Consider the following 14,757-nt stretch of genomic DNA (forward strand, 5'->3'; position numbering starts at 1 on the left):
ACGTTGGCACGAATACGGCGAAAAAGTGGCGGATCACAGAGGGCAGTCACAATTCCCACAGCCGCTTCAGCCTGTCGCCGCCCCCATTCAATCTGTCAGGTCTGCCTGCGGAAACCAGCGTCTTGCGATATCTCTCGGGGATGGCGGGTTGACCAGCAGCGGCGCGACGGAAAGCTCATTGACCGCATTGATGCCCGGGAAGAAATCAGCGGCCTTGCCGCTGCCCAGCGGATGATGGCCCTGTGTCAGGTAAACCGCGAGGCCGTGGGTCGCCAATACGATGTAGCCTGCGATGCGAATCGCATCACCTTCGACGATCTGCCCGGCCCGTTGGCAATCCTTGATGCATGTCACCAGGGTCGACAGCGCCTGTTCGTTGTGAAGGGTTCGGCTGCTCTGTTCGGGGTCCTCGTCCTCACGGGCCGTGAACATTAATGAAAAGAACCCCTTATTCTCCAGCGCGAACCGCAGATACGCCGACCCCAGGACATTGAGCCGCTCAAGCGGATCGTCCGAGGATCCTTCCAGTTCCTCCTCCTGGCAGGCGGCGAGGATTCGAAACCCCTCGGCGGTCAACGCATCAAGAAGCGCGGCCTTGTCGGAAAAATGGCGGTAAGCCGAGGCGTGGGTCACGCCAACGGCGCTGGCGAGTTCGCGCATGGAGAAGACAGGGCCGCCCCTCTCGGCGATCAGTTTCAGCGCCTCGGCCAGCAGTGCGTTCCGCAAGTCATTGTGATGATAAGCTTTTTTTCGGCTTCCCTTGCTAGCCGTGCTCGTCGTGCCGTGCTGTTCGATGTTTCTGCTCCCTGACATGTAGAAGGCTCCTTTGATGCCATGCAAACCGGCAATTCGACAAGGTTTCCACCATCGAAAACCGAGCACCAGCCATTTTCATTTGACGGATTACACCTTGCCAACCTAATGTGTCCATCGGTTACATTGGATGTGACCACTGGTTACACAACACAACAACAGGAGGCGAAACAATAATGAAATTCACAATGAGACACGCCGCAATGACACGCCGGCAAGCTTTGAAGGTCGGCGCAGGTGCCGCGGCCGGCAGTCTATTTGCACCAGCAATCACCCGCGCTGCCGGATCGACGATCAAGATCGGCTACGTCGGTGCCCTGTCAGGAATCCGCGCCGCTTTCGGAGAAACCGAGAGCTGGACCATCGAGAAAATGAAGGCGCATCTGGCCAACGGCCTGGATGTCGGCGGCAAGACCTATCAGGTCGAACTTGTGATCCGGGACAATCAGTCGGATCCGAACCGGTCAACGTCGATCGCAAGTGAACTGGCGCTGCGCGAAAGATGCAATCTGGTCCTGGCCCAGGACGGTGACGGCGCGATCTCCATTGGTGAGTTGGCCGATACACGGCGTGTTCCGACCATTTCGACGATGGTGCCTTGGCAGGGCTGGTTCTTCCCGCGCGGCGGCAATCCGGAAACCGGCTTCCCCTACACGTTCCATTTCTTCGCCGGGTCCGACACCATTCTGCAGACTTTCGTGGCGCTTATGGGTCAGGTCGAAACGAACAAGAAGGTCGGCACCCTGTTCCTGAACAACGAACCCGGCCAGGCCTTCATGGACCCCCAGCTCGGTCTTCCTCCTCTTCTCGAACAGGCCGGCTATTCCGAAACCGCAGGCGGCGGTTTTCCAATCACCGCGAACGATTTCTCGAACACAGTATCCGCTTTCGCCGCCGCCAACCCGGACATCCTGACCGGTTTCATGTATCCCAACCACTTCATCCCGTTCTGGAACCAGATCGGGCAGGCGGGCCTCAGCCCCAAGGTCTGCGCCATGGCAGCGGCTTTCCTGTTTCCTTCCGGTCTTGAGGCGCTGGGCGACTCCGGCGACGGCATGGCCACCGAAGTCTGGTGGTCGCCCCGGTTCCCCTACGGTTCGACGATCACCGGCCAAAGCGCCGAGGCGTTGGCCGCCGCCGGGGAAAAGGAATCCGGCCGCCAGTGGACCCAGCCGCTGGGCTATGGTCATGCGCTGTGGGAGGTCGGTCTGGCGGCGTTGCAACGCTCCGGTGATCCGACTGATCCTGACATGGTGCGCGACGCGATCGCGTCCCTGAACATGGAGACGGTGATCGGCCCGGTGAACTTTGCCGGAAGCCCGATCAAGAGCGTCGCCGTCACCGGACTTGCCGGGGGCCAATGGCGCAAGGGCACAGGGAAACACCCCTACGAGCTGAAAATCGTGGACAATACGGCCCTGCCCGCCGTGCCGATCGAAGCGGAGATGGTTCCGCTCGGCGGCGCCTGATGACGGCCCGTCCCATGGCCTTGATGGCGACCGAAGATGTGTCGCGGCAGTTCGGATCAGTTTGTGCGGTCGATCAGATCAGCATTGAATTGAACGCGGACGAAAGCGTCGGCCTTATAGGCCCGAATGGGGCGGGCAAGACAACGCTCCTGTCTCTGCTCAGCGGGGCGCTCAAGCCATCGTCGGGCAGGATTACGATGGATGGCAACGACGTCACGGCCCTACCGGTTCATGCCCGCGTCGCAGCGGGCATCGCCAAGGCCGCGCAGATCCCTCAGACCTTCGACCGACTGACGGTACGCGAAAATGTATTGCTGCCGGCATATTTCGGCGCGGGGCTGTCGCAGCCTGATGCCGGGGTGTGGATCGACGAAGTCCTGGAAATGACCGGCCTGATCGACCGGGCCGACAAGGTGCCCGCGTCTCTGGGGCTTCTCGACCGCAAACGGCTGGAGCTGGCAAAGGCGGTGGCCAGCAAGCCGCGGGTCTTGCTGCTGGATGAAATCGCCGCTGGCCTTACCGAACCCGAAATCGCCCTGATGAAGGAGGTGGTGAGACGGCTGCAACCGGGTCGGGCCATTGTATGGGTCGAGCACATTCCATTCGCCTTGCAGGATATCTGCGCGCGACTGGTCGTCATGGACAAGGGCGCCAGGCTGCTCGATGGGCCCTTCGACGAGGTCTGGGCGTCGGATGCCCTTCAAAGCACGTATATGGGGATGTAAAATGGCGATGGCTCTCGAAATCTCGGACCTCAGCGCCAGGTATGGCCAGTTCCGCGCACTGGACGGCGTTTCGATGTCGGTTGGCCAGGGCGAGACGCTCGCACTGGTCGGCGCCAACGGAGCGGGCAAATCCACTTTCCTGCGGATCCTTTGCGGGCTTATGCCCAGCTGGGAAGGCCACATGACGATCAATGGCCAACAGATCGCGCCGGGCGACCTGATGAAGGCGTCGCACCTGGGGCTGGCCCTGGTGCCCGAAGGGCGCATGCTGTTCGGCAGCCTGACTGTTCGGGAAAATCTGCTGATCGGACAAACGGACCGCGACGGCCCGTGGACCATCGCCGCTATTGAACGCCTGTTCCCGGTCCTCAGGGAAAAACGCGGTTCACGACCGTCGGAACTGTCCGGAGGCCAGCAGCAGATGGTGGCGATCGGTCGGGCGCTGGCCGCCAACCCGAAGATTCTCCTGTTCGACGAGATTTCGCTCGGGCTGTCTCCGGCTGTGGTGCGCGAAGTCTACACCGCACTTTCGACAATTAAAAAAGAGGGAGTAACGCTCGTGATCGTCGATCAGGACATTTCCCGCGTCTGCGAAGTCGCCAATTCGGTCACCTGTTTCTTCAAAGGGTCGGTCACTTTCACCGGCCCCGCCAAGGGAATGACCGCCGGCGCGCTCCACGAGGCCTATTTCGGAGGCCGGACATGACAACGGCACAATTCGCATCGCTCTTGTTCCAGGGGCTCACGCTGGGCGGGCTTTATGCCATGATCGGGGCCGGACTTGCGCTGAACTACGGCATCCTGAAGGTGCTGCAACTCGCCCATGGGGAATACATCACCTACGGTGCCTTTGCAGCCGTCGGTGCCATTGTGGTATTCCCGGACCTGCCCTTCCACGTGATACTTCTGATTGCCTTTCTTGCCTGTGCCCTGCTGGGTGCGGCGGCGCAGTGGCTGATCGTGGAACGCGCGATGGCCCACCGTAACGAGGTTGTGGCCATGCTCGTGACATTCGGGCTGGCGGTGGTGCTGCGCGACTCGCTGGTCGAAACCGTGGGCGCAGATTTGCGCGGCCTGTCGGTGGGTCAACTGGGGCAGGCGAATTTCACCATCGCCGGACTGACCTTCGGAGTCCTGCCGCTGATCTCCCTGCTGATCGCGATAGCGTCGTTTGGGTTGCTGACCCTGCTCATCTTCAAGACGCACCTGGGCAGGCAGATACGCGCGGTTTCCGATCTGCCCGATATCGCGGAACTGGTGGGCGCCCCGGTTCAGCGCATTCATGTCATCGTCGCGGCGCTCTCTGCCGGACTGGCAGCCATCGCTGGGGTGTTGCTGGCGATGCGGGCGAGCGTTTCGCCCTACTCGGGCCTCGACAACCTGCTGATCGCGTTTGAAGTCGTGGTTCTCGGCGGTCTGGGATCCATCCGCGGCGTGCTCTGGGCAGGCTTCCTGCTGGGCATGACCCAGGTGGTCAGTACGTGGTTCGACGGCAATGCCGGGCTTTTCTACGTCCATCTCGTGTTCTTCATCGTGCTGGTCTTCCGCGCCATGACCGGGAGGCTTTCCTGATGCGTCGTTATGAAATCGCCGTACTGGTTGCCGGGGCCGTGATTGCCGGTCTTGCCGGAGTATTCATCGACTCCGGTCTCCAGTTCCTGCTGTGCGAGGTCTTCGTCCTGTTTATCATGGCGCAGATGTGGAACCTGCTGGCCGGATATGCCGGACAGGTCTCCTTTGGCCAACAGATGTTTGTGGGTCTGGGCGGCTATGGCCTCTGTGTGATCGCGAACAACTCCGGGCTTCCCGTCTGGGCAACCGTCGCGATCGTCCCCGTGCTCGTTGGCATCCTCGCGATCCCTCTCGGCATGGTCGTGTTCCACCTGAAACATGCCTATTTCGCCATCGGGATGTGGGTCGCCGCCGAAGTCGTCTTCCAGTTCGTTGTCAAAACCCCGGCACTCGGCGGGTCCGGTGGCCTTGTCCTGCGCCCGGGCGGCGAGATGATGCAGGGCTTCCCCGAACAGACAGTGCTGCCTGTCGTGCTCTTCCTTTCCGTGGCGCTGATCGTCGGCCTGCGCGTGTTCCTGCGCAGCAGACTTGGGCTGGCCACACTGGCGGTGCGCGACAACGAAGCGGCGGCGGAGGCGGCCGGCGTCAATATCTGGCGACTGCACCTGATCCTGTTCACCCTGACGGCGGCAGGCACCGCTTTGGCCGCTGCGCTCTACTATACGACCACGCTGTTCGTGACTCCGCTGGACGCCTTCCAGGCCAAATGGGTGATCATGATGATGTTCATTGTGGTCATTGGCGGACTGGGCACGCTGACCGGACCCGTGGTTGGCGTGGTCCTGTTCATCGGCATCCGCGAGGTCATGACCGCAGCCGGGTATTCCGGCAGTCAGAACTGGATCGTGATGGGGCTGCTCGCCATCGGCGTGCTCCTGTTCCTTCCGCAGGGCTTGTGGCCCGCATTCTCCAATTCCATCCGATCACTCAAAGACAAGGCATCTTCATGACCGCATACCAAGACAAGAAGCCACATCTGTGGACCGCAGGAGAGGCTGTCGCCGCCCTGAGATCGCGGAAGATCGGCGCAGTCGAACTGCTGGACATCTACCTGGACCGCCAGACAAGGCTCGACGGCGACATCAACTCGGTCGTCGAAACCCGCGCTGACGCCGCACGCAAGGCGGCCAAAGCGGTGGATGCGGGCAGCGCCGCACCCGGCCCGCTGGCCGGCCTGCCGATGACCATCAAGGAAACCTTCGAGATCGAAGGCTTCCATGCGACGGCGGGCATCCCCGAGCTGAAGGATCATCTGTCGACCGAGGACGCGGATGCGGTTGCGCGGCTGCGGGCAGCCGGTGCCGTCATATGGGGCAAAACCAACGTGCCGCTCGCGGCGTCGGATCACCAAAGCTACAACCCGATTTATGGCGTCAGCCGCAATCCCTGGGATACCGGCAGGACCGTCGGCGGATCGTCGGGCGGGTCCGCCGCCGCGCTCGCGGCAGGGTTCACCGCGCTGGAACTTGGCAGCGACATCGGCGGCTCGATCCGGATACCCGCGCACTTCTGCGGCGTCTGGGGCCATAAACCCACCTACGGCACCGTGTCGGGCATCGGTCACGTCCCACCCCCTGGGGCGCGGTCGCAATCGCCGCTGTCGGTCTACGGCCCGATGGGGCGCTGCGCCGCGGACCTGCAGCTTGGGATGGATCTGCTTGCCGGTGGCGCAGCGGAAAACGCATGGGTCCTGAACCTGCCGAAGGCGCGACACGATAGGCTCTCGGATTATCGGGTCGCGGTCTGGACCGGGGGCAGTCCGGTCGATCCGGCCTACGCCGAAGCGATCGGCGAATTCGCGGATGCCCTCGCCGCGCAGGGCGTTCGGATCACCCGTTTCGATACGCCACCGGCCCCGCTGGTCGGCAATGAGGCGTTCTACATCGACACCCTGTTTGCCGTCATCGGTTCGGCCCTGCCGGCAGAAGAGCTTGAGGCTTATGCCGCGGCAGCGACCGGCCATCCGCCGGACAGCCTGCCAGCGCGGGTGGCGCGGGCCACGAGATCAAGCCTCGCGGGCTATGCCGCTCTGGTGGAACGCCAGGAGGCGCTGCGACAGGCCTGGCGCGACTGGTTCCGGGACTACGATATTCTGTTGTGCCCGGTCAGCATGACGGTCGCCTTTCCGCACCAGACCGAAGACGGGCATGGCCCGGTTCCCCAGATGGCGCGCGTTCTGGATGTCGGGGGGGAAATGCGGCCCTATCTGGAAAACCTCTATTGGCCCGGCGTGGCCACACAGGGGCTGCTGCCGGCGACCGTCCGCCCCCTGCCCTCGCAGGTGCGCGGCATGCCGGCCGGTGTCCAGTCTATTGGCGTCGAATTCGGAGATCGAACAACGCTTCGCTTCACTGAACTTTGCGACGAAGTCTTCGGCGGCTTCGTGCCGCCGCCCGGCTTCGATTGAGACGGCAAAGAGCACCCTTGCCCCCGATCTTCCTTCTGCGCCGTCCGTTATCAGCATCTGAAACGGACTGCGCAGCACCAGACCCTTTGCGACGACAAGCGCCAGGGCAAGAAACCTTACGAGAACGATATTTTCTGGATGGCAGGGGCTGAGGGCCTCGAACCCACGACCCTCGGTTTTGGAGACTTGTGAGGAAACTTTTTCATATTAATTTCAATATGTTACGTGGATCCAAAATTTCGCTGTCCCCGTTTGTCCCCGCTGGTCGCGGGACAGATTTACGGGGACTGTCCCCGTCCAAATTCCGCAATTTCAACCAACCCGTGTACCGGGCTGATTTTTTTATTCAATGTTTTCAGTGATTTGTGTGGCAGGGGCTGAGGGACTCGAACCCACGACCCTCGGTTTTGGAGACCGATGCTCTACCAACTGAGCTAAACCCCTATGCCGAACCTCCGACTAGTCGCAATTGCCGCCGCGATCAAGGGGCATCGCGCCGATTGCAGGGAATTTCACCCGATGTGTGCGGAACTCTTCATCGGGGCCGAAGCGTTGGTTCTTCGAAAAGAAAACTTAACAAGCACGCAAGGAACCTGCCATGACCCTCAAGAACCTGCACGACGTTTACCACGATCAGCTTCAAGACCTGTACAGTGCCTGCAAGCAATCGCTTGACGCGACAACAGAATTGGGTCGCGCCGCGACGGACAAGAAGGTCAGCGAAGCCCTCATCGCAGGCACCAACGGCATCAGCGCAGGCATGGATCAGCTGAAGTCCATTTGCGCCGAACACGACATCGACCCCGAAGGCGAACACTGCAAAGGCATGGCCGGTCTGGTGACAGAGGCTCGCGCGCACGCGCTCAAGGCCGATTTCGACAACGACGCCACCCGCGATGCGGTGATCATCACCCAATACCAGCGCATGGTCCACTACGCGCTTGCAGGCTATGGCTCGGTTGTTGCCTTTGCCAACCGTCTGAACCTCGACGAAGAAGGCGCGATCCTGCAGAAGCTTCTGGACGAAACTTATGACGGCGACCGCCGCATGACAGACATTGGCATGAACGGCGGCGTCAACGAAGCGGCGGCCTGAGCGTTGCCTCTGGGCCGTGGCGTGGGGCTAACCTCGTGCCACGGCCGACAAACCCGCGACATCCGCGCCGACGATCAGCTGTTCGTTGGCGAGGATTCTGTCGATCGGCCAGTCCCACCAGGCAATTTGTTCCAAAGCATCAATTTCTGCCGGGCCGAACCTCATCCGTACCAGGCGAGACGGATTGCCTGCGATCACGCTGTAGGGCGATATACGGCCTGAGACCACAGCGCCCGCGCCGACGATCACCCCATCACCCAGCTGCGCACCAGGCATTATGCGGGCACCCTGACCGATCCACACATCATTGCCGACGATCGTATCAGGCCCCGGCCCGGGCATCGACGGACGCCCCTCCACCGGGCCGCCGCCAAAAACGGCAAAGGGGAAACTGGAAATACCATCGTAGCGATGGTTCGCGGAGGCAGTGATAAAGACAACCCCGTCGGCGATCTGGCAAAATTTCCCGATCACCAACCGTTCGGGGCTGAAGTCGTAAAGATAGGGCGCCAAATGCGCTGCCCAATCCTCGGGCGGGTTGTGTGCGCTGGCATAGGAATAGTCGCCGACACTGATCCGCGGATGAGACAGGGCCGCGCGCAGGAAGACGGTACCCGCATGTGTGCTGCCGTCGGGAAGGGGCACGGGATGCAAGGTATTGGCTGTGGGAAAGGGTCTTGGGGCGGGCATAACAACTCCTTAAATCTGGGAAAATTTGGTCAGATCAAAGTTGTTGTCACGGCACCCTCCAGCGGTTTCGCCGCACGATAGCAGACTGCGCCGCGCCGTTGAAGACATCTAGCCGCAAATAAATGGCTTTCACCGCTTTGAAGCCGCCTTTGCCCCGAAATCCGCGTCTAAGGAAGACATGTCATTTTCGACATGTCTTCTATGCCCTGCTGAACGAGACGAAACAATGATGCAGCGATTACGATCCACCCGTCCGACTGCGCTGATCTACTCTGCCTTGCACGGCCCGCCGACAAAACACTGCCGGACCTGCTTCAACTGCGCCGGTTTTGCCGGTGTGAAAACATGCCCCCCGCAGGGGTTCACCCCCAGCGCATAGCGGCCTTCGTCCCGACGCACGAAGGCCAGAACATCCGCACCATTCGCCATAGACCCACACCAGGGACCGAAACAGGCGACTTCCAGCATGATGTCCTGATCGAACGGAACCTGAAAGCCCGACTTGTTCAGCGACAAGCCGTTCAGGGTGGCAGGCACTTTCGTCATTTTTGGCGGATTGGACTGCAACGAACCGTCGCTCGGCAGTTTGCGCGTGTCCAGCGTCAGGCGCCCGTGCACGACGACGTATTCTTCCTTGGCATCGTTCACCTCGTGATAGCTGCGCTCCACCGACGGGGCGATGCACGATAGCGCCAGCGCGGGCAGAGGGGCGAACATGGCCAGCATAAGGGCTGCGAAACGCATCACAAATACTCCTCGAACTCGGAAACGACGGCGCTGTAGACCGCCTGTTTGAAGGGAACGATGTTCGGGACCAATTGGTCCACCGGCATCCAACGCCAGCGCGAAAACTCGGGGTGCTCCGTCTCGATGTTCACCTGATCGTCCGTGCCCCGATAACGCATCAGGAACCATTTCTGTTCCTGCCCGCGAAACCGGCCCTTCCAGATTTTGGGCACCAGATCGTGCGGCAGATCGTAGGGCACCCAAGTCCGGGTCTCTGCCATCACGGTGACAAGGTCACGGGACACCCCGGTTTCCTCTTCCAGCTCCCGCAGGGCGGCCTCGCGCGGTTCCTCGTCCTTTTCAATGCCGCCCTGGGGCATTTGCCAAGCCTCCTGATCGCGGTCCCTTCGCTGCCCGACAAAGGCGTCGCCGTCAGCGTTGACCAGCATGACCCCCACGCAGGGACGGTAGGGCAATCTGGCGATATCTTCGGGTGTCATGTCAGAGGTTTCTCCATTTCGGCACGGCGCAGAGCCTCGCCTGCCCGGGCCACGGTTTCGTGACGGATAACATGGAAGCCCACCGCCAGAAAAGCAGGTTGCGCCATCAGGCTCGCATGTGTCCAAAGACGCCGCTGGCCCTGTGCCGCCGCTTCGACAGAACCATATAGCGCGCGAAACACGCCCCTGCCCTGTGCTGCCGGGGCGACGAAGGCAAGGTTGATATAGTCCTCGCCTTCAAGGCTGATGAAACCGGCCGGTGCGTGCGCCTCCAGCGCCACCCACACCCGCTGCGCCTCAAGCCGCTCGGTCCAGTCCGGCCCCGAGTTTGGTGCGGGCAGCCACGCGCGACGTTCCGCCTCGGAATACAAGCTTGGCCCGCGATGGATCGCGTCGAACATCAATTGCCCCAGCGCCGCGTCGTCCGTGCCGTTCTCTTGGCGTGCACGCACCTGCATCCTTGCCTCCCTCGCCGCGATGATTACCAATGGTCAGGATGACGCCGCGTCCGCCGTGACACAAGCCGCAGGATCGGATGTTCTCGTGTTCGAACGCAGCCAGCCAGAAAGGTCTTCCATGTCCAGCTATCCTCACCTGCTTGCCCCGCTCGACCTGGGATTCACCACACTGAAGAACCGTGTGCTGATGGGGTCGATGCACACCGGACTGGAAGAGACCGGCGACTGGAACCGGGTGGCGGAGTTCTATGCCACCCGCGCAAGGGGCGAGGTCGGCCTGATGGTAACTGGCGGTATCGGCCCGAACCCGGAAGGGGCCGTTGCCCACGGCGCCGCGCTGATGGTCAGCGACAAGGACGTCGCGAACCATACCATCGTGACAGATCGGGTGCATGAGGCAGGCGGCAAGATCGCGCTGCAGATCCTGCATGCGGGCCGCTATGCCTTTTCACCCGACTGCGTCGCCCCCTCTGCAATCAAGTCGCCGATTTCCATGTTCCAGCCCAAGGAACTGGACGAGGAAGGGATCGAAAAGCAGATCAGCGACATCGCCGCCTGCGCGGCCCGGGCCCGAGAAGCCGGGTATGACGGGGTCGAGATCATGGGGTCGGAGGGATACTTCCTGAACCAGTTTCTTGTCACCCATACCAACAAGCGGACCGACCGGTGGGGCGGCTCCTACGAAAACCGCATGCGCCTGCCGATCGAAGTGGTCAGGCGCGTGCGCGAGGCTGTCGGGCCGGACTTCATCCTGATCTATCGCCTTTCGATGATCGACCTCGTGCCGAACGGCTCGACCTACGACGAGGTCGTGCAACTGGCGCAGGAGATTGAAAAGGCGGGGGCCACGATTATCAACACCGGCATCGGCTGGCACGAGGCGCGGATACCCACCATCGCGACATCGGTGCCGCGGGCCGCATTCGCCTGGGTCACACGCAAGCTGATGGGCAAGGTCGGAATCCCTGTGATCACCTCCAACCGGATCAACACCCCCGAAGTGGCGGAACAGGCACTGGCGGAGGGTTGCGCCGACATGGTCAGCCTGGCACGCCCCATGCTTGCCGATGCGGATTTCGTCAAGAAAGCCATGCAGGAACAGTCGAACCGGATCGCGCCCTGCATCGCCTGCAACCAGGCCTGCCTTGACCACACCTTCGGCGGCAAGATTTCCACTTGCCTCGTCAATCCGCGCGCCTGCTACGAGACCGAGCTGACGATCGAGGCTGCCGAAACGCCCAGATCCATCGCGGTTGTCGGCGCCGGCCCCGCCGGGCTGTCCGCGGCGATCACCGCTGCAGAGCGGGGCCACGATGTCACTGTCTTCGACCGCGCGAAGGAGATTGGCGGCCAGCTGAACCTGGCCAAGCAGGTCGCCGGAAAGGAAGAGTTCTGGGGCTTTGTCGATTGGTATCGCACGATGCTCAAGGTGCATGACATCACCGTCAGGTTGGAAACCGAGGTGTCGGCGGACGATCTGGACGGGTTCGACGACGTGATCATCGCCACGGGCGTCGTGCCGCGCGACCCCCAGATCCCGGGACAGAACCGCGACAACGTGATCAGCTATATCGACGCGCTGAATGGCACGGCAAAGGTGGGCCGGCGTGTCGCGGTCGTCGGCGCGGGCGGCATCGGTTTCGACGTGTCCGAACATCTGGTCCACGACGGCGACAGCACCACGCTGAATCTGCCGGAATGGATGCGCGAATGGGGTGTCGCCGACCCCGAGGAACATCGCGCCGGGTTGGCCCCCGAAGGCCCGCAACCCCACGCCCCGGCCCGCGAGGTGACCATGCTGCAACGCAAGACCAGCAAACCGGGCAAAGGTCTGGGCAAGACCACCGGCTGGATCCACCGCGCCTCCCTCACCATGAAGGAGGTCAAGATGATCGCGGGCGTGAACTACGAGAAGATCGACGACGACGGGCTGCACATCACGTTCGGCGAAGCGCGCGAGAACCCGACGCTGATCGAGGCGGATACCATCGTGCTGTGCGCCGGGCAGCTGTCAGACCGGTCGCTGGCCGACGCGCTGGAAGCGAAGGGCAAGACCTGCCACGTCATCGGCGGGGCGGATGTCGCCGCCGAACTGGACGCAAAACGCGCAATCAATCAGGGCACGCGTCTGGCTGCCGCCCTCTGACCGGGGGGCGCAGGGACAGAGAACAGCTTGCGGCGGCTGGCCCCGGCGTGCAGACTCCGCGTCGAGTAACGAGGGGCCAACCATGCCGATTTGCGTATTCGATGTTGCCGAGGATGGCACGACAACCGTCCCGGAGGACGCCAACCTGACCGGAGGCGCGGCGTACCGCTGGTGGCATTTCGACCTGGCCGACCCGATGCTGATCCCCTGGGCAGAGCAACACCTGCACCCGATCCCCGGTGGCGCGCTGATCCAGCCGAAAACCCGGCCCCGCTGCGACCGGTTCGAGGGTGGGCTGATCCTGAACCTGCGCGGCATCAACCTCAACACCGGAGAGGACGCGGACGAGATGATCTCCGTCCGGATCTACGCCGACGAGGACGTGCTGGTGACAGTGCGCCGCAACAAGGTCTTTGCCATCGACGCCATCCGCCGCGGCGCCGAGGCGGGCAGTGCGCCGCTCAGCACGGCCGAGTTCCTCGAACAGCTGATCACCGGGCTGACCGACCGGGTGGACCAGCATGTGGCGACCATCGACGAGCGGACGGACCACTACGAAATCGCGCTGGAGGACAAGGACACCCCGATGCCGCGGGATCTGCCGGACAACCGTCGCGCCGTCATCCGCCTGCGCCGCTACCTCGAACCGCAGCGGGCAGCGCTCAGCAAACTGTCCACGCTGGACCTGCCGATGATCCCCGAAACGATCAGCCTGTCGCTCCGCGAACTGGCCAACCGCGCGGCAATCGACGTCGAGGAGCTGGACGAGCTGCAAGGTCGCCTGATCTCGGTTCAGGAAGAACACGACGCCAACATCGCCCAGCGCCAAGCGCGACACGGTTACGTCCTGTCGCTGGCCGCTGCCATTTTTCTGCCTCTTGGCTTTATCACCGGGCTGTTCGGCGTCAATGTGGGTGGGATGCCCGGTGTGGACCGGCCCGATGCTTTCGCCATACTGTGCCTGTCCATGTTGGGCCTGAGCGTGCTGATGGTGATCCTGTTGAAACTGGTGCGCTGGCTGTGACCCGGTCACGAAACGGATTGTTCCGCCGTTTCCCTGCCTTCAACGATTCCAGCAAAGACCTTGCAACTGTCCAATACCTGCCGCGATCTCGCCTAATTTGACGATCATACCCGGTCCTCGAAGCACAAAGTTGACGAGGAACCCCTTTATGGACCGCCTGACAGAAATGGAAGCATTCGCCACCGTGGTGGATCAGGGGGGCTTTACCGATGCCGCCAAGAAGATGGGCATCTCCAAGTCCGCGGTTTCCAAGCATGTATCGTCGCTGGAAGCGCGGCTGGGCGCGCGCCTGTTGAACCGCACCACGCGCCGCGTTTCGCCCACGGAAATCGGTCTCGCCTATTATGACCGCGCACGCCGCGTTCTGAACGACGCGGGCGAAGCCGACGCACTTGTCACCTCGATGCAGTCCGCGCCTTCGGGCCTTCTGCGCATCTCGGTCGCCACCGATTTTGGGGTGAATCATCTGTCGCCGGCGCTGTCCGAATTCCTCAAGGATTTTCCGGACATCACCGTTAACATGGTGCTGAACAACCGCTACGTGGAGCTGATCTCTGAAGGCTTCGACATGGCCGTCCGCATCGGGGAACTGGAAGACAGCACCCTGCGGGCCCGCAAGCTGACCGAGACCACCAAGCGTATGATCGCGAGCCCGAAGTATTTCGAAACCTACGGACGCCCCGAAAAGATCGACGATCTGAATAACCACAAACTGCTGCACTATTCCAACCAGTCCAGCGGCAATGTCTGGAAACTCACTGCGCCCTCTGGCGAAAAGCGCCAGGTGCGCACTGCGGGCTGGTTGTCGGTCAACGACGGACAAAGCCTGCTGAACGCCGCGATCTCGGGCCTCGGCATCGCCTACCTGCCCAGCTTCCTCTACTCCGATGCGATGGGAAAAGGGCTGATCGAAGATGCGATCCCCGATCTGCCGCTTGAGACCCAGGGCATCTACGCTGTCTATCCGCCAGGTCGCTTTACCCAGCCAAAGGTTCGCGCCTTCATCGACTTTCTGGTGCATGCCTTTGCCGACAAGGGCCCCAGCGAATGGTGAGCTGACACAGGATTACTTACACCAACCTCCCTCGGTGAACTCCCCCGGCACTCTCAAGGTGTCGGGGTTTTTTCTGC

General features: G+C 62.1%; 15 protein-coding genes and 1 tRNA gene. 10 read left to right on the forward strand and 6 right to left on the reverse strand.

Annotation, left to right across the window (positions count from 1 at the left end; genetic code table 11):
• Positions 1 to 87: 87 nt before the first annotated feature.
• Complete coding sequence (locus FIU94_RS03745; RefSeq protein ID WP_152464500.1) at positions 88 to 882, reverse strand: TetR/AcrR family transcriptional regulator; 795 nt, start codon at positions 880 to 882, stop codon at positions 88 to 90.
• Between the two features lie 134 nt (positions 883 to 1,016).
• On the opposite strand from FIU94_RS03745, the gene FIU94_RS03750 reads away from it, so the two are divergent.
• From FIU94_RS03750 to FIU94_RS03775, 6 genes are read left to right on the forward strand one after another with little or no spacing between them, the layout of a single operon-like run.
• Positions 1,017 to 2,282 carry an ABC transporter substrate-binding protein gene (locus FIU94_RS03750; protein ID WP_152464501.1) on the forward strand — a complete coding sequence of 422 codons (1,266 nt, stop codon included), beginning with the start codon at positions 1,017 to 1,019 and terminating at the stop codon, positions 2,280 to 2,282.
• The gene (locus FIU94_RS03755) at positions 2,282 to 3,007 is read left to right on the forward strand and encodes an ABC transporter ATP-binding protein (protein ID WP_172975840.1); all 726 of its coding nucleotides are present in this window, start codon (positions 2,282 to 2,284) and stop codon (positions 3,005 to 3,007) included. The genes FIU94_RS03750 and FIU94_RS03755 overlap by 1 nt, the downstream gene beginning before the upstream one ends.
• A gap of 7 nt (positions 3,008 to 3,014) precedes the next feature.
• Entirely contained in the window at positions 3,015 to 3,713 is a 699-nt protein-coding gene (locus FIU94_RS03760; RefSeq protein WP_302848718.1) for an ABC transporter ATP-binding protein, read from the forward strand.
• On the forward strand, positions 3,710 to 4,579 hold the full coding sequence (locus FIU94_RS03765; protein WP_152464504.1) for a branched-chain amino acid ABC transporter permease: 870 nt from the start codon (positions 3,710 to 3,712) through the stop codon (positions 4,577 to 4,579). The genes FIU94_RS03760 and FIU94_RS03765 overlap by 4 nt, the downstream gene beginning before the upstream one ends.
• Positions 4,579 to 5,529, forward strand: coding sequence for a branched-chain amino acid ABC transporter permease (locus FIU94_RS03770; protein WP_152464505.1), 951 nt, complete (start codon positions 4,579 to 4,581; stop codon positions 5,527 to 5,529). The genes FIU94_RS03765 and FIU94_RS03770 overlap by 1 nt, the downstream gene beginning before the upstream one ends.
• Complete coding sequence (locus tag FIU94_RS03775; protein WP_152464506.1) at positions 5,526 to 6,986, forward strand: amidase family protein; 1,461 nt, start codon at positions 5,526 to 5,528, stop codon at positions 6,984 to 6,986. The genes FIU94_RS03770 and FIU94_RS03775 overlap by 4 nt, the downstream gene beginning before the upstream one ends.
• 368 nt (positions 6,987 to 7,354) lie before the next feature.
• On the opposite strand, the gene FIU94_RS03780 is transcribed toward FIU94_RS03775, so the two are convergent.
• A tRNA-Trp gene (locus FIU94_RS03780) sits at positions 7,355 to 7,430 on the reverse strand.
• Between the two features lie 154 nt (positions 7,431 to 7,584).
• Here FIU94_RS03780 and FIU94_RS03785 point away from each other — a divergent pair.
• Positions 7,585 to 8,082: a DUF892 family protein gene (locus tag FIU94_RS03785; protein ID WP_152464507.1), complete on the forward strand. Its 498-nt coding sequence runs from the start codon at positions 7,585 to 7,587 to the stop codon at positions 8,080 to 8,082.
• Between the two features lie 27 nt (positions 8,083 to 8,109).
• Here FIU94_RS03785 and FIU94_RS03790 read toward each other — a convergent pair whose 3' ends face one another.
• From FIU94_RS03790 to FIU94_RS03805, 4 genes are all read right to left on the reverse strand, one after another.
• Entirely contained in the window at positions 8,110 to 8,595 is a 486-nt protein-coding gene (locus tag FIU94_RS03790; RefSeq protein WP_368407142.1) for a CatB-related O-acetyltransferase, read from the reverse strand.
• 444 nt (positions 8,596 to 9,039) lie between these two features.
• Positions 9,040 to 9,516 carry a hypothetical protein gene (locus tag FIU94_RS03795; protein ID WP_152464509.1) on the reverse strand — a complete coding sequence of 159 codons (477 nt, stop codon included), beginning with the start codon at positions 9,514 to 9,516 and terminating at the stop codon, positions 9,040 to 9,042.
• Positions 9,516 to 9,998 carry an RNA pyrophosphohydrolase gene (locus FIU94_RS03800; protein WP_152464510.1) on the reverse strand — a complete coding sequence of 161 codons (483 nt, stop codon included), beginning with the start codon at positions 9,996 to 9,998 and terminating at the stop codon, positions 9,516 to 9,518. The genes FIU94_RS03795 and FIU94_RS03800 overlap by 1 nt, the downstream gene beginning before the upstream one ends.
• The gene (locus tag FIU94_RS03805; protein WP_152464511.1) at positions 9,995 to 10,456 is read right to left on the reverse strand and encodes a GNAT family N-acetyltransferase; all 462 of its coding nucleotides are present in this window, start codon (positions 10,454 to 10,456) and stop codon (positions 9,995 to 9,997) included. The genes FIU94_RS03800 and FIU94_RS03805 overlap by 4 nt, the downstream gene beginning before the upstream one ends.
• Before the next feature lie 118 nt (positions 10,457 to 10,574).
• Between FIU94_RS03805 and FIU94_RS03810 the strand changes: the two genes are divergently transcribed.
• From FIU94_RS03810 to FIU94_RS03820, 3 genes are all read left to right on the forward strand, one after another.
• Positions 10,575 to 12,602: an NADPH-dependent 2,4-dienoyl-CoA reductase gene (locus FIU94_RS03810; RefSeq protein ID WP_152464512.1), complete on the forward strand. Its 2,028-nt coding sequence runs from the start codon at positions 10,575 to 10,577 to the stop codon at positions 12,600 to 12,602.
• An 82-nt stretch (positions 12,603 to 12,684) separates the two neighbouring features.
• Entirely contained in the window at positions 12,685 to 13,626 is a 942-nt protein-coding gene (locus FIU94_RS03815) for a zinc transporter ZntB (protein WP_152464513.1), read from the forward strand.
• A 148-nt stretch (positions 13,627 to 13,774) separates the two neighbouring features.
• On the forward strand, positions 13,775 to 14,680 hold the full coding sequence (locus FIU94_RS03820) for a LysR family transcriptional regulator (RefSeq protein ID WP_152464514.1): 906 nt from the start codon (positions 13,775 to 13,777) through the stop codon (positions 14,678 to 14,680).
• The last annotated feature ends 77 nt before the right edge of the window (positions 14,681 to 14,757 follow it).

The sequence above is a fragment of the Sulfitobacter sp. THAF37 genome, assembly GCF_009363555.1.
Classification (GTDB): Bacteria; Pseudomonadota; Alphaproteobacteria; order Rhodobacterales; family Rhodobacteraceae; genus Sulfitobacter.

What these genes read in the sequence shown, in the direction of transcription:
- FIU94_RS03750 (WP_152464501.1), top strand. Translation starts at nt 1,017, where the DNA reads ATGACACGCCGGCAAGCTTTGAAGGTCGGCGCAGGTGCCGCGGCCGGC.
- FIU94_RS03755 (WP_172975840.1), top strand. Translation starts at nt 2,282, where the DNA reads ATGACGGCCCGTCCCATGGCCTTGATGGCGACCGAAGATGTGTCGCGG.
- FIU94_RS03760 (WP_302848718.1), top strand. Translation starts at nt 3,015, where the DNA reads ATGGCTCTCGAAATCTCGGACCTCAGCGCCAGGTATGGCCAGTTCCGC.
- FIU94_RS03765 (WP_152464504.1), top strand. Translation starts at nt 3,710, where the DNA reads ATGACAACGGCACAATTCGCATCGCTCTTGTTCCAGGGGCTCACGCTG.
- FIU94_RS03770 (WP_152464505.1), top strand. Translation starts at nt 4,579, where the DNA reads ATGCGTCGTTATGAAATCGCCGTACTGGTTGCCGGGGCCGTGATTGCC.
- FIU94_RS03775 (WP_152464506.1), top strand. Translation starts at nt 5,526, where the DNA reads ATGACCGCATACCAAGACAAGAAGCCACATCTGTGGACCGCAGGAGAG.
- FIU94_RS03785 (WP_152464507.1), top strand. Translation starts at nt 7,585, where the DNA reads ATGACCCTCAAGAACCTGCACGACGTTTACCACGATCAGCTTCAAGAC.
- FIU94_RS03795 (WP_152464509.1), bottom strand. Translation starts at nt 9,516, where the DNA reads ATGCGTTTCGCAGCCCTTATGCTGGCCATGTTCGCCCCTCTGCCCGCG.
- FIU94_RS03800 (WP_152464510.1), bottom strand. Translation starts at nt 9,998, where the DNA reads ATGACACCCGAAGATATCGCCAGATTGCCCTACCGTCCCTGCGTGGGG.
- FIU94_RS03805 (WP_152464511.1), bottom strand. Translation starts at nt 10,456, where the DNA reads ATGCAGGTGCGTGCACGCCAAGAGAACGGCACGGACGACGCGGCGCTG.
- FIU94_RS03810 (WP_152464512.1), top strand. Translation starts at nt 10,575, where the DNA reads ATGTCCAGCTATCCTCACCTGCTTGCCCCGCTCGACCTGGGATTCACC.
- FIU94_RS03815 (WP_152464513.1), top strand. Translation starts at nt 12,685, where the DNA reads ATGCCGATTTGCGTATTCGATGTTGCCGAGGATGGCACGACAACCGTC.
- FIU94_RS03820 (WP_152464514.1), top strand. Translation starts at nt 13,775, where the DNA reads ATGGACCGCCTGACAGAAATGGAAGCATTCGCCACCGTGGTGGATCAG.